This window comes from Pseudomonas sp. M2(2023) (assembly GCF_030263955.1).
GTDB classification, from domain to species: domain Bacteria; phylum Pseudomonadota; class Gammaproteobacteria; order Pseudomonadales; family Pseudomonadaceae; genus Aquipseudomonas; species Aquipseudomonas asiatica.
Genome location: NZ_CP127114.1, coordinates 2,052,830 through 2,067,914, shown reverse-complemented (window position 1 = coordinate 2,067,914; position 15,085 = coordinate 2,052,830). Strand labels below are relative to the sequence as shown.

The window sequence follows — 15,085 nt, the reverse complement described above, 5'->3', positions numbered from 1 at the left end:
GACACTAGACGCAGGCTTGCCAAGCGATCAGCTAGATAGCTACCACCTCTTCAGAACAGCGCCAGCTGCTGGCCGGTCAACCCTTCGAAACTGTCGCCAACGAAAGGCAGGATGGCATCGGCCACCGGCTGCAGCTGCCGCGTCAGGTAATGCTCGTAGTCCACCGGCGCTTGCAGGTTTTCCAGGGGTTCTGGGCCCGCCAGGGTGATCAGATAGCTGATCCAGCCGCCGCGCTGGTATTGCAACGGGCGGCCAAGACGGCGGTTGTAGTCATCGGCCAGCCGGGCCGCACGCACGTGCGGCGGCACATTGCGCTGGTAATCGGCTAGCGGCCGGCGCAAACGCTTGCGGTACACCATCAGCTCATTGAGCTCGCCCGCCAGGGTGCGCCGTACATAATCGCGCACATACGCCTGGTAAGGCTCCCCGCGGAATATCCGGCCATAAAGCTCCTGCTGGAACTCCCGGGCCAGCGGCGACCAGTCGGTACGCACCGACTCCAGGCCCTTGTAGACCATCTGCTCGCTGCCATCGGCCCGCTGCGCCAGCCCGGCGTAGCGCTTCTTGCTGCCTTCGTCCGTGCCGCGGATGGTGGGCATCAGGAAGCGCCGGTAATGCACCTCGAACTGCAGCTCCAGCGCACTTTCCAGGTTCAGCTGCTCGCGCAGGTGTTCGCACCACCACAGGTTGACCTCGGCCACCAGCTCACGGCCGATGCGCGCTGCAGCCTCCTCGCCGTGGGCGCCCTTGAGCCAGACGAAAGTGGAGTCGGTATCGCCATAGATCACCTCGTAGCCCCTGGCTTCGATCAACGCACGGGTCTGGCGCATGATCTGGTGGCCGCGCATGGTGATCGACGAAGCCAGGCGCGGGTCGAAGAAGCGGCAGCCGCTCGAACCCAGCACCCCGTAGAAGGCATTCATGATGATCTTCAGCGCCTGCGACAGCGGCGCGTTGCCCTCGCGCTTGGCTGCTTCCCGGCCCTGCCATACCCGCTCGACGATGGCCGGCAGGCAATGCTCGCTACGGGAAAAACGCCCACCGCGGAAGCCTTCCACTGAGTGTTCATCGTCGGGCAGGCGCAAGCCTTCGACCAGCCCCACCGGGTCGATCAGGAAGGTACGAATGATCGACGGGTACAGGCTCTTGTAGTCCAGCACCAACACCGAGTCGTAAAGGCCCGGGCGCGAATCCATGACGAAGCCACCGGGGCTGGCTTCGTCGGGGCGGCTACCAAGGTTGGGCGCGACAAAGCCAAGGCGGTGCATCTGCGGAATGTACAAGTGGCAGAACGCAGCCACCGAGCCACCGCTGCGGTCCACCGCAAGGCCGGTGACCGAGGCCCGCTCCAGCAGGAATTCGAGCAGGCGGGTGTGGGCGAAGATGCGTGTCACCAGCTCGCAATCCTTGAGGTTGTAGCGCGCCAGCGCCGGCTTGTCCTCGGCGAAGCGGCGGTTGATTTCATCCATGCGCTGGTACGGCGTGTCGATGGCCTTGCCTTCTCCGAGCAAGGTCTGGGCGACACTTTCGAGGCTGAACGACGGGAAGCTCCAGGTCGCCGAGCGCAGCGCCTCGATGCCGTCGATCAGCAGCCGCCCCGGGGCATCGGCGAACACGTGGCCACCACCGGCATGGCTGCGCAAGGTCATCGGCGCGCCATTGCGCCCCAGTGCCAGCGGTACCTGCAGCAGCTTGGCGTGCTCGTGCAGCAGGCGCAGGTCGAACTGGATCAGGTTCCAGCCGATGATTGCATCCGGGTCGTGCTCGGCCATCCACTGGTTGAGGCAGGCCAGGATGTCGGCGCGGTCGGTGCAGTAGTGCAGGTCGAAATCCAGGACATCAGCCGTGCCATTGGCCGGCCCGAGCATGTACACCTGGCGCTGGCCACAGCCTTCCAGGGCAATGCTGTAAAGCTCGCCCCGCTCGCTGGTCTCGATGTCCAGCGACACCAGGCGCAGCGGCGGGCGATAACCCGGCAGGGGCTTGAGCTGGGCATCGCAGAGCACGCCTTGGGCATCCGGTTGGCCGGTGAACTGCACCGGGGCGGTGATGAAGCGCTCCATCAGGTAGCGCTCGGGCGGGCGAATATCGGCTTCGAACACCTCGATACCGGCCGTGCGCAGGCGTTGCTCCAACTGCATCAGTTGCCGGTGCTGGCGGCAGTACAGGCCCAACACCGGGCGCTGGTCAAAGTCCTTCAGCTGCAGCGGCCGCAACTCGACACCGGCTTCGTTGGCCAGCAGCACCCGCGCGTGCGCTTCCTGCGCCTGGGGGATGAATGCCACCGATACCTGTGGCGCCAGGCGCAGCTGCCGTGGCCCCTGGTCGGTGGCCAGCCAGAATTCCACGCAGGTGCCTTCGGGCGTGTCATGCCAATGTCGGGTCAGGACAAAGCCCTGCTGCAACTCCACCGCGTCGACCTCTGAATCGTTTGTTGTGCTGATTGCGGGATTCTACCGCTGACGCACCGTCGCAGCGCATTTTGTTGGGGCCAGCAGGTGTTTGCCGAAATATTGTCAGCGCCGGGCGCTTGCTCGAACGCGTGTTCAACCGTACAGGTAATTGATGTCCTTGCAGGGCAGCGGTGGCACCTGGCCAAGCAGGAACTCGCGCAGCTTGTGCATCTGCCGCGCCTTGGGGCTGGCCTTGAGCCAGGTCATGTAATAGCCGTCGCCGGTGGCCACCGCGTGCTTGAACGGCGTGACCAGGCGCCCGGCCAACAGGTCGGCGCTGGCCAGCACCAGGTCGACCACCGATATACCCAGGCCTTGCTGTGCGGCCGAGATGCCCTGGTCGAGGGTATCGAACACTTGCCCGTGATCGATGCTGATGTCCAGCGCGTCCATGCGAGCCAGCCAGCGCCGCCAGTCTCGTCGGTCAGGGGACGGGTGCAGGAATTCGCACTGGGCCAGGTCGGCAAGGTCCGGTTGTGCCTGGGCCATGTAATCCGGGTGGCACACCGGGATCAGCCATTCATCGAACAGCTTGAAACTCTCGATATCGGCGGGAAAACGCCCGTTGGCCAGGAGGATCGCACAGTCGTAGGGCTCGGAATAGAAGTCCACGCTGTCGATGTCCATCCACACGCTGGACAGCTGCACGCTGCAGTTGTCCTCGGTCTTCTTGAACGCATCCAGCGCCCGCAGCAGCCAGCGCACGGTGAGCGTGGACGGCGCCTTCAGGCGCAGGCCGTAGCGGTCCTGACGCAGCAGGGCGCAGGCATTTTCGATGATCTTGAAGCCAACCTTGAGTTCCTGCGCCAGCAGGCGGCCGTGCTCGGTCAGGGCCAGCTTCGGCCCGCGGCGTTCGAACAGGTCGCAGCCGAACATGGCTTCGAGGGTCTTGATGTGGTGGCTGACGGCGCCCTGGGTCAGGGCCAGCTCTTCCGCTGCACGGGTAAATGAGCCATAGCGAGAGGCCACCTCGAAGGCACGCAGCGCGTGCAAAGCCTGAATCCGTTCCGACATGGCGACGCCCCGAGCATGAGTAAGACTAATAGTAGGTCATAGTTCCACGCGTTTTACAACGCCAAGGACGTCTCGGAAAATGCGGGTAAATAATAAACATAACCAAGATCCTGCCTGCATGTGACTTGAACGTTCATCAAATTTACGCCTGGGGAAATCATGTCGACGGGTTATGGAACTTGCTATCGCCTGGATGCGCTAGAGCTGGCCGCTGACCATGTGCGCAACGCGCGACATTGGACCTACAAAGCCGTAGAACATTTTCGCAGTGTCCTCGCCAACCCCGAGTTCCCCTGCCTGTTCGGCCGCAAGGCGGTAAACGGCGCAACCTGCCACATCCTCTTCGCCCGCGCCGGGCAGCTGGCCGATGACATCGCCATGGGCCTGGCCGACTACGTGCGCACCGTCGCACCTATCCCACCCAAGCAGCGTATCGGCAGCCCACTGGTGGTGTTTCTCGAAACTGCCGCCGACTACACCCTGGCCGAGCAACAGGCGCTGGCCTGGAAGGTGTTGCGTGGCGTGCACGCGCGCGACCCGCATCCCTGGCCGCAGGGCATCCCGACCGACCCCGACGACAATGCCTGGTCGTTCTGCTTTGCCGGCATGCCGCTGTTCATCAACATGAACTTCCCCGGCCACCAGCAGATGAAAAGCCGCAACCTGGGGCCACACATCACCTTCGTCATCAACCCGCGGGCGAACTTCGACGAAGTGGCCAACGTCAACACCGAAAGCGGCCATCGTATCCGCGAACGCATCCGCGAGCGCGTGCACCACTACAACGACGGCGTCATGCCCGACACCCTTGGCTTCTTCGGCGATGCCGACAACTACGAGTGGAAGCAGTACCAACTGCAGGAGGCAGGGTCGCTCAACCCGTCCCGCTGCCCGTTCCACGCCCATGCCGTACAGCCGGCAACACCCGACATACTGATCGAGACCTGACCGTGAATACCGCACTCACCGCTACCTATGCCCTTACTGTCCTGCTACTGATCGCCACCCCCGGCCCGGTGGTGGCACTGATCGTCAACACCGCGGCCTCCTCCGGCTCACGCAAGGCCATGTTCACCGCTGTCGGCACCAACTGGGCATCACTGGTGCTGATCGGCGCAGCGGCCTGGATCATTCTCACCAGCGCCGCCATCGACAAGGCCTGGCTCAGTGCCATGAGCCTGCTGGGTTGCCTGTTCATCGGCTACATCGCCGTCGGCACGTTGCGGGAAGCCCTGCAGGCGCCTGCAGCCGAGGCGCCAAGCGACCTCGCCAAGCCTGGCCGCGGCGGGCTGCTGCAAGGTTTCATGGTGGGCATCTCCAACCCGAAGGACATCATCTTCTTCATCGCCTTCTTCCCGCAGTTCATCCAGATTACCGAGTCATTCGGCAAGAGCATGGTGGTGCTGTCGTTGCTGTGGGTGGCCATCGATTTTGCCGTGCTCAGCCTTTACATCTTCGCCATCGGCAAGATCGCCTCGCAACGCAGCAACCGCATGATCAGCCTGGCCTCGGGGGTCGCCCTGCTGCTGATTGCCGCCGGCGGCCTGCTGTACAACGTCAGGGAGCTGGCGGCCTGAATGTGATGCACGGTGCCCGCTGCGAGAGAAGGAGAACCCATGACTGCGATTGACACGAGCCCTTCACCTTCGCCGTTGCAACAGGACTACCAGCGCTTTCTGCTGCTGGGCAGCCGGCGTGCCCCGCACACCGTGCATGTGCACGAAACCGGCTACCGCTCCGGCACCATCAACACCGATGCCCTGGGCCTGCGTTACAGCCATTGCGCCGGCAAGCGTTTTTCGGTAGCCGAACGCGGTGGTGCATCACGTATCAACCTGCTGGTCGGCGGTTCCGCCGCGCTGGGCATCGGAGCCAGCTCAGACGAACACACGGTGGCCTCGCACCTGTCGATGCTTACTGGCGAAGTCTGGCTGAGCCTGGCCGGCTGCGGGCTCAATGCGAGCCAGGAGCTGCTGATGTTCCTGACCCACCAGCACCGCCTTGGCCAGCTTGGCCATGTGGTGGTGCTAAGCGGCCTCAACACCCTGGCCCACGAAGCCCTCTGCGAAGTCCTCGCCAGCCTGAACGACCCGCGGCAAGCCAAGGCCTATCAGGACTTTCTCAACAGTTTCAGCGAAGGCATGCAGCCCACTACAACGCCACGTCGGCAATCGCTGTGGCGGCGCATCGGTCAGGCGTTGGCCACGCCCCCGGCCGTGACACCTGCCGCCTGGTCGCTGTCGCCTCCGGAAAAGCGCCTCACCCGGGCCGCCGACAACATTGGCCGGACCTTGCGCCAATGGGACCGGCTGCTGGCAGACAGCCATTCCACCCTCACCTTCATCCTGCAGCCGTTGCTGCCCTGGTGCCGGGATAGCCTGCCCGCTGGCGAGGAGGCAATGCTGAATGCGCTGCAGCGGCAACCGGCGAATTTCGACCGGCTGCTGGACGGCGCATTCGACAGCCAGTTGCACTCGGCCTTCTTCCGCCGCATCAAGAGCCAGGCCGACCCGGTGCCTTGCTACGACATGAATTGCATGCTCAGCAGCTCACCGGTGTTCGGCGCCGACCTGTTCATCGATCGCCTGCATCTGAACGATCTGGGCAACAATGCCCTGGCCAAGGTCATTACCGCCAAGCTTGGCCTGGCCCAAGAAAAACATGCCCAGCGCAAGGTCACACCGATCAAGCTCGTCTGACAGTTGCCGGGTGGTCTTCCGGCCAGGCCCTTTGGGTGGCTAGAATAGGCCGTCGTTCCGATCTGCCCGAGGCGCACGCTTGACCGCCATGAACATCGAAGCCATCCATCAGTACCTGGCACCCCTTGGGGCTTGCCTGTGAGCCGCATGCTTCGCTTGCCCCCACTGTTGATCGCCCTGATGCCACTGGCTGCGCACTCGCTGGAAGTGCGCATCGACCCTCATGCCGACCTGCTCTACCGCCAGGCCTTGCCCCTGCTGGAGCAGGCCGACAACCAGGACGACGGCGCCAGCACGCTGCGTACGACCGTCGGCGGCGACCCGGAGCTCAGCCGCCAGGGCCAGGCCATGGCCCACACCCTGCCGACCGCGGTCGCCTTGCTGAAAAAGTCCGTGGAGCTGGGCCACCCGGTCGCACAGTACCGCCTGGCGCTGTACTACATGACCTACCTGCCCGCCGCGCAAATCCCGGATGCCGCCTGCCCGTTGCTCGAAGCCAGCCTCAGGCAGGGCTTTGCCGCACCGGCGCCGGCCATCGCCACCTGGTGCCCTCCCTACAACGCCAGCAGCGAGTACCGTACTGCGCTGGAGGCCATCCCCAACATGGCCACCGTGTATGCGCCCTACTACCCGCAACCGGCCACGCACCTGGCCTGCAACCGCAACCGGCCACAAGGCCTGGAAATGCAGTGGGGGCGCCAGCGCGACTACCAGGCCGAGGTATACCGCCTGCTCGGCGACCTGGACCCGCAGCACCGCCAGAGCCTGCTGCAGAAGGCTGTGGATACCAACGGCTGCGTGACGGCGCAGCAGCACCTGACCAGCCATCCCTGACCATCAGCAGTCGCGAACCTCTGTGGGAGCGGCCTTGTGTCGCGAAAGGGGCGCGCAGCGGCCCCACGATTTCAGCTTCGCTGCAAATATTGCCGGGGCCGCTCTGCGGCCCTTTCGCGACACAAGGCCGCTCCCACAAGGTCGAGACCAGCAAGATCGTTCAAGCCATCCCCCGCCCCGTCTGGCATGCTGGCCTGCCAAGTACACGCACTGCAGCCACCATGCCCCACATCGCCCGCCAAGCCTTTCTCCACGGCGCCATCGCCATTCTCCCGTTGTCCCTGGCCGTTGCCCCCTGGGGCCTGCTGGCTGGCTCCATGGCCATCGAGGCCAACCTCAGCGCCTGGGAGGGGCAAGGGCTTTCGGCCATCGTCTTCGCCGGTGCCGCGCAACTGGTGGCGATCGGCATGCTCAAGGGCGGCGCCAACCTGGCGTCGATCCTGTTGACTACCCTGCTGCTGACCTCGCAGCACCTGCTGTATGGCCTGACGATGCGCCCGGTGCTGTCCAGCCAGCCGCTGCGTTGGCGCCTGGGCCTGGGCTTCCTGCTCACCGACGAGTTCTTCGCCCTGACCAGCCAGTACGACCAGCAGCAGTTCAACCGCTGGTACGCCCTGGGCGTGGGCCTGACCTTCTACGTCGCCTGGAACCTGTTCACCCTGGCCGGCATCCTGCTGGGGCAGAACATTCCGCACCTGGACCAGCTCGGCCTGGACTTTTCCATTGTCGCCACTTTCGTCGCTCTGATCGCGCCGCTGGTGCGCAACCTGGCCACGCTGGTGTGCGTGGCAGTGTCGCTGTTCTGTTCGGTGCTGTTCAGCTACTGGCACTGGGAAACCGCCCTGGTGGCCGCAGGCCTGCTGGGCATGAGCGCCGGTTTCGTCTGCCAGAAATTCGCCGGAGCCCGCGCATGACCTGGGTCCTGATTTTTGCCATGGGCGCCATCGTGTTCCTCAACCGCTATGCGTTCCTGGAGCCGCGCCTGCCCTTGCGTCTGAGCTCCAACGCCAGGCAGTTCCTCGGCTTTGCCGTGCCAGGCATGCTCACCGCGATATGCGGCCCGATCATCTTCATGCCCGAGCACCAGCTGGACCTGAGCCTGCTCAACCCTTACCTGCTGGGTTCGCTGGTGGCCATCACCCTGGTGCTGTTGACCCGCAGCGTGTTGCTGAGCATGCTGGTGAGCATGTTGATCTTCTTCCTCTTGCGCAGCTGGCTGGCATGAGCACGCCCCTGCGCGAACAGACACACCTCTGGCAGGCGCCGGCACTGGGCGACGTCGAGATGCTGCACGCGCGCTATTTCCAGCAGCGCTTCGCCCCGCATGTGCATGAAGGCTATGTGTTCACCGTGATCGAGTCGGGCGCCCAGCGCTTCTGGCATCGCGGCAGCGAGCACCTGGCGCCGGTCGGCAGCATGGTGCTGATCAACCCCGACGAGCTGCACACCGGGGCCACCGCCCACGAAGCGGGCTGGCGCTACCGAGGGTTCTACCCGGAACATGAACGGGTAACCGGGGTGCTCGACGAACTGGAACTGGGCCGCCACGGCATGCCCAGCTTCAAGGACAGCGTGATCCACGACCCGGCCCTGGCGCTTGCTTTCAGCCAGTTGCACCAGCTGTCCGAAGCCGGCGCCAGCGCCCTGCAGCAGCAGACCGCCTGGCGCCAGGCGGTGCTGGCCCTGGTGCAACGGCACGGGCAATGCGCCGAACCTGCCGCCCCTGGCCACGAACCGCTGGCAGTGGCCCGCGCCCGTGAGCTGCTGGAAAGCCAGCTGGCCGACCCACCCTCGCTCGAAGCTCTGGCGGCGGCTGTCAACCTGTCACCGTTCCACTTCGCCCGGGTGTTCCGCCAGGCCACCGGCTTGCCGCCACATGCCTGGTTGAAACAGCGGCGCCTGGCCCGTGCGCGGGAAATGCTCAAGCGTGGCTGGGTGGCCTCGGAAGTGGCGTTCGACCTGGGCTTTGCCGACCAGAGCCATTTGAGCCGGCAGTTCAAGCAGGCCTACGGGGTAACGCCAGGGGCTTATCGCAGCGCCTGCCTGCAAGGCTGAGCTGCGACAGCCGGCCTCAGGCAGGCCGGCCAGCCACTGCTACACTGACAAGGCTGAATGGAGGATCCTGCCATGTCCGAAAGAGAGCTCACCACCCTCCTGTCGCTGATGAACCAGCGCCAGGCCTGCCTGAGCAGTGCCTGCAAGGAGATAGCCGACTGGATCGACCGGCAGGGCGACGTACCCGCCGCCGGCAAGATCCGCGCAAGCCTCAAGGCTCTGGAGGCTGATGAGGCCCAGGTCCGCAAGACCCTGACCTCGCTGACCCTAGACAGACCGCTGCCCAAGTTTCGCAGCTGATTGAACCGGGGGCTGCCTGGCAGCCCATCGCGACACAAGGCCGCTCCCACAGGGGATACGCGTTCTCCTGTGGGAGCGGCCTTGTGTCGCGATGGGGCGCAAAGCGCCCCCAAAGGGTTCAGCCTGATCAGTGCTTCATGTGCATGTGATCATGCCCACCGCCCGCCTCGGCGTTGAGCGCACGCACTTCGGCCTGCACGTCCAGGGTTTCCTTGGCCCCCTTGGCATCTTCGATGGTCAGGGTCAGCGGCACTTTCTCGCCTTCCTTCACCTGGTTGTTCAGGCCCATCAGCATCACATGCAGGCTGTTCGGGTCGAGGGTCACCGCCTTGCCGGCCGGCAACTCGACCGCCTTGACCTCACGCATGCCCATCACATCACCGTTCATGGTCATCTCGTGCACCTGCACAGTCTTGGCCACAGGAGAAGCCACACCCACCAGCTTGCTGTCGCTGCTGGCGGTCAGGGTCATGAAGGCACCGGTGGACTGCTGGTGCGGCACGGTCGCACGCACCCAGGCGTCACTTACGGTGGTCTGGGCCAGGGCCGGCAGCGCCAGGCCCATCAGGACCAGGGCAGCCAGGCCGTGCTTGATCGGTTGCATCGACATTCAGCAGATCTCCATCAGAGTGACCAGGTCTTCGGCGCATTCCTGGGCGGTCAGGGAATGGCCCAGGCTCAGGCGCAGGGTGCCACGCGTATCGTAGACGTAGCTGGTGGACGAGTGAGAGACGGTATAGGTATCACCGGCCGGGACTTTCTCGTAGAACACCTTGAATTCCTTGGCCACCGCGGCGATTTCCTCGGGGGTGCCGGTCAGCGCGGTGAACGACGGGTCGAACGCCTTCACGTAGGCATCGAGCACTTCGGGGGTGTCACGTTCCGGGTCCAAGGTAATCAACACCACCTGGAACAGGTCGCGATCGCGGCCGCGCAGCAGCTTGCGGATTTGCGCCGCGCGCGCCAGGGTGGTCGGGCACACGGCCGGGCACTGGGTGAAGCCGAAGAAGATCATCGGCATGCTGCCGTAGAAACTCGACAGGGTGCGCACATTGCCTTGGGTGTCCTTGAGGCTGAACTTGCGCCCAAGGATTTCGTTGCTCATGTTCTTGCCGTACTTGAACTCGAGCCCCCGGGCCGGGCTGCAGCCTGCGAGCAGGCCAAGCCCGAGAACGCCCATCCCGGCGACAACTGCGCGCCGGGTATATAGATCATTCATGAAACCATCCTTTACAGGGAAGGTGCCGGCCCTCGGGACGGGCCGGTCGAAAAACCGGGGCATTCTGGCACGACACCCCGAGGGGTTCTACCCGACGAAGGCAAGGATCGGCTGCAGCCCTTTGAATACGGGCTGCGGCCTGTTGTCGCAGGGGTTGAAACAGTAACACTTTGTTGCTAAGGGAGTGTGTTCAACGCGATCCCTGTAGGAGCGCGTCATCCTCAGTAGTAGGCGTTCTCTTTCTGACTGTGGTCAGTCACGTCACGCACGCCCTTGAGTTCGGGAATACGCTCGAGCAGGGTGCGCTCGATGCCTTCCTTCAGGGTCACGTCGGCCTGGCCACAGCCTTGGCAACCACCACCGAACTGCAGCACGGCAATACCGTCGTCGACCACATCCACCAGGCTCACCTGGCCGCCGTGGCTGGCCAGGCCGGGGTTGATCTCGGTCTGCAGGTAATAGTTGATGCGCTCGTTGATCGGGCTGTCTTCGTTGACCATCGGCACCTTGGCATTCGGCGCCTTGATGGTCAGCTGGCCACCCATGCGGTCGGTGGCATAGTCGACCAGTGCGTCTTCCAGGAACGGCACGCTGACCGCGTCCAGGTAAGCGGTGAAGCTCTTCAGACCCACGGCGGTGTCGTCAGGCTTCTCTTCTCCCGGCTTGCAGTAGGCGATGCAGGTTTCGGCGTACTGGGTGCCCGGCTGGGTGATGAAAATGCGAATGCCGATGCCAGGCGTGTTCTGCTTGGAGAGCAGATCGGCCAGGTAGTCATGGGCGGCGTCGGTAATGGTTATAGCGCTCATGTAGGTTCCTCACAGACTTGCGGCCAAGTGTACGCCAACCCGGCCTTCGAACAAAGTCCTAGTATTTGACTCGGGAAAGCGCATATTCAGGGGCCCGCCCCCGTGGCGCCGCCAGCCAGGCCTGCATGCGCCGGTACAGGCCGCGCTCCAGCCACTGGTAGCTGAACCACGACATTAGTCCAATGGACGGCACGCACAGGGCGAACACCAGGTACGGGTTCAACTGCAGGCGCTGGCTGGCGAACCAGCCGGCGTACAGCACCAGCACATGGACCAGGTACACCGAATACGAACAGTCGCCCAGCGCCTTGAGCAGCCGGTTGCCGCGGAACACCGGCTCCAGGGCGACGAAGGCCAGCACGATCATTGCGCTCGGCACGCCCCAGTGCAGCAAGCGCCGGGAAGCGTCCAGGTGGTAGATGGCAAGGCCTGCCACCGCCAGCAACGCCAACGGCATCCAGCGGCCCTGGTGAATCAGCCCGCGACGGTGCAGCACGCCCAGGCCGATGCCTAGCAGGAATTCGTAGATGATGTCGTTGCTGTAGAAGCGGCTGAGCACGCCCAGCCCGCCCAGTATCTCGCTGGCCAGCAGCAGCGCGGCGGTGACCAGCAGCTGGTGATGACGCTGGCGCACCAGAAAGGCCAGGCCGAACAGCAGGTAGAAGAACATCTCGAAGTTCAGCGTCCAGCCCACGTTCAGGGTCGGGTACAAGCCATAGCCACCGGGGTTTTCCGCCGGGATGAACAGCAGCGACAGCAGCAGGTGGTGCCAGGTGAATGCCTGGTGCGGCATCCATTGGCTGAAGGCCAACAGCAGGGTTGCCATCAGCGCCGTGTAGAACCAGTAGGCCGGAACGATACGCAGCGCCCGGTTGAGCAGGAACTGGCGGGGCTCGATGGCCTTGTCGCGGGTCGACAGGTAGATGACCAGCCCGCTTATGACGAAGAAGATGTCGACGCCTGCGGCGCCGCGGTCGGTGAGCAGTTGGCCGATGGGGCCGGAGGCTTGGAAGTCGAAGAAGATCTGCATGAAATGGTGGCAGACCACCACCCAGGCGGCGAACGCCCGCAGTGCCTGAAGCGAATACAGCATGGAGAACCCTGCAATTGCCGGTGCATTGAGGCCCAGGCTCGAATGCAGGGGCGAGCGCTACGCGCTCGTTCGCGGGTGAACCCGCTCCCACAGGGTTAGCGCTGACCTCGAGAGCGGTGCCATACCTGTGGGAGCGGGTTTACCCGCGAAGGGCTGCAAAGCAGCCCCCTTGCAATCGATCAGGACCACCCAGCAAGTCCGACCGCAGGGTAATCGGAAAGGTCAGCCCAACCGATCAGAGGTTTTCGTAGCGGTTCATGTCCAGCACGCCCGCCTCGACCGGTTCGGTCTCCTTGATGAAGCTGTTCAGGTCATGGAAGTAGCGCCAGAACTCTGGGTGGCTGCGACGCACACCCCAGCGCATGACGATGCGCTCGAACCTGGCCGGGTCATCTTTCGCATACTCCATGTCCTCGACGAACTCGGGCACATCCTTGGTCGGGATGTTGAAGATGAAGTTGGGGTAGCTGCTGAGCACGCCCGGGTACAGGGTCAAGGTATCCAGCCCCGGCTGGTAGCGGTACGCCTCGCCCAGCAGGAACGCCACGTTGCTGTGCGCGCGGTTGCGCAGCAGGCTGTACACCTGGCGCTGGCCGCCCTGCCCTTCGATGCGCAGCATGGTTGCCTCGGGCAGCTGGTTGATCACCTTCAACCCGGCAGCCGGGCGCGACACCAGGCGGCTGAGCGACTGCTCGGCATTGCGGAACTCTTCGCTGACCTGCGGCCGTGAACAGAACGCGCCCTGGCAGCGGTTGATGGGGTCAGGCGCGGCATTCAGGCTGCCGGTACGCTGCAGAAGCTTCAGGCCGAAGTCGCGCTTGGGGTTGCGCGGGTCGAGCTGGATGCCGCTCGGGGTATCGGTGTCGATTTCTTCATAATCCATCCACATCTTTACCTTGCCGCTGTTCTGGTACCAGTCGCCGAGGATCGCCTTGCGCTGGTCGGCCGGCATCAGGCGCAGGAAGTTGACCTCGGCGCCGTTGCGGATAAGGTCGAAGTACAGGCGCGTCTGCAACTGGTGCGAGACGTTGCCGAACACATCGAAGTTGACCGCCAGCTGGTAATAGGTGCGCTCGAACAATGGGTAGTCGAACAGCCACACGGTCAGCGGCACATCACCGATCAGGCCCTTGGTCACCGAGGCGCTGTCGAAGTGGCGGAAAATGCTCAGCAACGCGTTGTCGTTACCGGCCCATAGCGTCGCCCAGCCCGGGGCCGGCATGTCGGCATAGGCTTCGCGGCGCAGTTTTTCATACTCGTTGCGCTTGTCACGGTAGGCGTGCCACAGGCTCAGCACGCTGCCCACGTCATCGATCTGCCCAGGCATGGCCAGCAGCGGCGTGGCCTCCCCACGGTACTTGGCATCGGTGATGTAGCGGTCGTGGGCCGGCTCCTGGAACAACGCCCAGAAGTTGTCGCGGATCACGTCGGTGGCAATCTGCCCACGGCATACCGGGCCGCGGATGAAGGTGCGCACGAAGTATTCGGCGTTATCCAGCATGAACTGGTAGCGCGCCACTGCCGGGATCGCTTCGAAGGTTTCGAACGGGTTGGCCCGGTGGCGCGGGCCATAGCCTGGCAGTGCGGCGGCATGCCAGTCGCCGGCATAGAACAGTTGCTTGACCCGCTTGAGCTTCTGCGGCCCCATCGGGTAGGTGATGTGCGTCTTGTGCACGATCACGCCCTGCACCGGGATCAACCGGTAGTAGAAATCGGTGCCCGGCGGGTCATTGGGGCGGCGCGTGGCGATCAGGTCGACCGGCTGACCGCTCGGTGTACGCGAACGTACCCATTGGAAGAAGTGGCCCTGCTCGCCACCGACGAAGTAGATGTGCGCCAGGAACAGATGCTCGTACAGCCAGCGGCCGACCAGCGCCTCGGTGGAACCCGGGCGGTTGAGCAGCTCTTCCCAGTCGGCAATCTGCTTGGCTTCGGCCGCGCTTGGCTTGATCGGCTGGTACTCGACCGGCGCACCGGCGGCCAGCCAGCGGCGCATGGTGTCGTATTCCTTGTCGGTCAGGCCGGTTACCGCCAGTGGCATGCCTTCCTTGGGGTGGGCGCCGGCATAGGCATCGAACTCTTGCGGCAACGGGCACATGTTGTTGCGATTCAGGCCCAGGACGATTTCCTCGGGCAGCTTGGCATTGGGCGTGAGCGGGGTCTTGTGCCCCAGCTCGAGCATGCGCGCCATCAGCGCGGCCTGGCTGCCCTGGTTGTCGAGCACCGAGTAAAAGCCCTTCTTGCGCCACTCGCCCTCGCTGTGGGCGTCGTAGAACAGCCGCGTGGTGGGCACTGCCTTGCTGCGCTCGCCCTGATACACCGGCACCTTGGTGGCGCCGCGCACCGCGCCTTCGGGGCTTTCCAGCTTCAGCTGGCAGGCGGCGTCGTTGCAGGCGTGGCAGGCCACGCATTTCTCGGTGAAGATCGGTTGAATGTCCCGGGTGTAGGAAATAGCCGGGCTCGACTGGGGGGCTTGCCCGAACGCCACACTGCAGATGAGCAGGGCGAAAACGCCGGCAAGAATACGATGCACCATGTGCGGAAAGTCCTGGGTATTGAAAGCCATCACGATTTGTTGCCTGGTCGTCCTTGGGTGCTCTGCTTCGCCGACG

The 15,085-nt window shown here is 64.1% G+C and carries 15 protein-coding genes; 8 read left to right on the top strand and 7 right to left on the bottom strand.

The features are described 5' to 3' along the window. Positions 1-50 precede the first annotated feature (50 nt). On the bottom strand, positions 51-2,411 hold the full coding sequence (locus tag QN085_RS09555; protein WP_285690587.1) for a DNA polymerase II: 2,361 nt from the start codon (positions 2,409-2,411) through the stop codon (positions 51-53). 135 nt (positions 2,412-2,546) lie between these two features. After that, complete coding sequence (locus QN085_RS09550; protein WP_003260436.1) at positions 2,547-3,467, bottom strand: LysR substrate-binding domain-containing protein; 921 nt, start codon at positions 3,465-3,467, stop codon at positions 2,547-2,549. 159 nt (positions 3,468-3,626) lie between these two features. Between QN085_RS09550 and QN085_RS09545 the strand changes: the two genes are divergently transcribed. From QN085_RS09545 to QN085_RS09510, 8 genes are all read left to right on the top strand, one after another. Further along, on the top strand, positions 3,627-4,415 hold the full coding sequence (locus QN085_RS09545) for a YqcI/YcgG family protein (RefSeq protein ID WP_013971962.1): 789 nt from the start codon (positions 3,627-3,629) through the stop codon (positions 4,413-4,415). Positions 4,416-4,417: 2 nt separating this feature from the next. Further along, a complete protein-coding gene (locus QN085_RS09540) occupies positions 4,418-5,044 on the top strand; it encodes a LysE family translocator (RefSeq protein ID WP_013971961.1) in 627 nt (208 codons plus the stop codon). A gap of 39 nt (positions 5,045-5,083) precedes the next feature. Beyond that, complete coding sequence (locus tag QN085_RS09535) at positions 5,084-6,166, top strand: hypothetical protein (RefSeq protein WP_023661420.1); 1,083 nt, start codon at positions 5,084-5,086, stop codon at positions 6,164-6,166. Positions 6,167-6,304: 138 nt separating this feature from the next. After that, positions 6,305-7,000, top strand: coding sequence for an SEL1-like repeat protein (locus QN085_RS09530; protein ID WP_013971959.1), 696 nt, complete (start codon positions 6,305-6,307; stop codon positions 6,998-7,000). 221 nt (positions 7,001-7,221) lie between these two features. Further along, positions 7,222-7,914: an AzlC family ABC transporter permease gene (locus tag QN085_RS09525; RefSeq protein WP_013971958.1), complete on the top strand. Its 693-nt coding sequence runs from the start codon at positions 7,222-7,224 to the stop codon at positions 7,912-7,914. After that, positions 7,911-8,225, top strand: a complete 315-nt coding sequence (locus QN085_RS09520) for an AzlD domain-containing protein (RefSeq protein WP_023661231.1) — start codon at positions 7,911-7,913, stop codon at positions 8,223-8,225. Before QN085_RS09525 ends, QN085_RS09520 begins: the two co-directional genes overlap by 4 nt. Further along, the gene (locus tag QN085_RS09515; RefSeq protein ID WP_023661230.1) at positions 8,222-9,055 is read left to right on the top strand and encodes an AraC family transcriptional regulator; all 834 of its coding nucleotides are present in this window, start codon (positions 8,222-8,224) and stop codon (positions 9,053-9,055) included. Before QN085_RS09520 ends, QN085_RS09515 begins: the two co-directional genes overlap by 4 nt. A 72-nt stretch (positions 9,056-9,127) precedes the next feature. Further along, complete coding sequence (locus tag QN085_RS09510; RefSeq protein WP_003260451.1) at positions 9,128-9,355, top strand: hypothetical protein; 228 nt, start codon at positions 9,128-9,130, stop codon at positions 9,353-9,355. 127 nt (positions 9,356-9,482) lie between these two features. On the opposite strand, the gene QN085_RS09505 is transcribed toward QN085_RS09510, so the two are convergent. The 5 genes from QN085_RS09505 to QN085_RS09485 all read right to left on the bottom strand — a co-directional run bounded on the left by QN085_RS09505 (position 9,483) and on the right by QN085_RS09485 (position 15,009). Continuing rightward, complete coding sequence (locus QN085_RS09505) at positions 9,483-9,965, bottom strand: copper chaperone PCu(A)C (RefSeq protein WP_013971950.1); 483 nt, start codon at positions 9,963-9,965, stop codon at positions 9,483-9,485. Further along, entirely contained in the window at positions 9,966-10,574 is a 609-nt protein-coding gene (locus QN085_RS09500; protein ID WP_024086651.1) for an SCO family protein, read from the bottom strand. A 221-nt stretch (positions 10,575-10,795) separates the two neighbouring features. Beyond that, positions 10,796-11,380, bottom strand: a complete 585-nt coding sequence (gene nfuA / locus QN085_RS09495) for a Fe-S biogenesis protein NfuA (RefSeq protein WP_003250416.1) — start codon at positions 11,378-11,380, stop codon at positions 10,796-10,798. Positions 11,381-11,438: 58 nt separating this feature from the next. Continuing rightward, positions 11,439-12,473: an acyltransferase family protein gene (locus tag QN085_RS09490; RefSeq protein ID WP_023661227.1), complete on the bottom strand. Its 1,035-nt coding sequence runs from the start codon at positions 12,471-12,473 to the stop codon at positions 11,439-11,441. Positions 12,474-12,708: 235 nt separating this feature from the next. Further along, positions 12,709-15,009, bottom strand: a complete 2,301-nt coding sequence (locus tag QN085_RS09485; protein ID WP_031324515.1) for a fatty acid cis/trans isomerase — start codon at positions 15,007-15,009, stop codon at positions 12,709-12,711. Positions 15,010-15,085 lie beyond the last annotated feature (76 nt).

Bases quoted from the DNA above. Each gene is read 5' to 3' on its own strand.
- QN085_RS09545 (WP_013971962.1), top strand. From the start codon at position 3,627: ATGTCGACGGGTTATGGAACTTGCTATCGCCTGGATGCGCTAGAGCTG.
- QN085_RS09500 (WP_024086651.1), bottom strand. From the start codon at position 10,574: ATGAATGATCTATATACCCGGCGCGCAGTTGTCGCCGGGATGGGCGTT.
- QN085_RS09525 (WP_013971958.1), top strand. From the start codon at position 7,222: ATGCCCCACATCGCCCGCCAAGCCTTTCTCCACGGCGCCATCGCCATT.
- nfuA (WP_003250416.1), bottom strand. From the start codon at position 11,380: ATGAGCGCTATAACCATTACCGACGCCGCCCATGACTACCTGGCCGAT.
- QN085_RS09535 (WP_023661420.1), top strand. From the start codon at position 5,084: ATGACTGCGATTGACACGAGCCCTTCACCTTCGCCGTTGCAACAGGAC.
- QN085_RS09490 (WP_023661227.1), bottom strand. From the start codon at position 12,473: ATGCTGTATTCGCTTCAGGCACTGCGGGCGTTCGCCGCCTGGGTGGTG.
- QN085_RS09505 (WP_013971950.1), bottom strand. From the start codon at position 9,965: ATGTCGATGCAACCGATCAAGCACGGCCTGGCTGCCCTGGTCCTGATG.
- QN085_RS09485 (WP_031324515.1), bottom strand. From the start codon at position 15,009: ATGGTGCATCGTATTCTTGCCGGCGTTTTCGCCCTGCTCATCTGCAGT.
- QN085_RS09515 (WP_023661230.1), top strand. From the start codon at position 8,222: ATGAGCACGCCCCTGCGCGAACAGACACACCTCTGGCAGGCGCCGGCA.
- QN085_RS09520 (WP_023661231.1), top strand. From the start codon at position 7,911: ATGACCTGGGTCCTGATTTTTGCCATGGGCGCCATCGTGTTCCTCAAC.
- QN085_RS09550 (WP_003260436.1), bottom strand. From the start codon at position 3,467: ATGTCGGAACGGATTCAGGCTTTGCACGCGCTGCGTGCCTTCGAGGTG.
- QN085_RS09510 (WP_003260451.1), top strand. From the start codon at position 9,128: ATGTCCGAAAGAGAGCTCACCACCCTCCTGTCGCTGATGAACCAGCGC.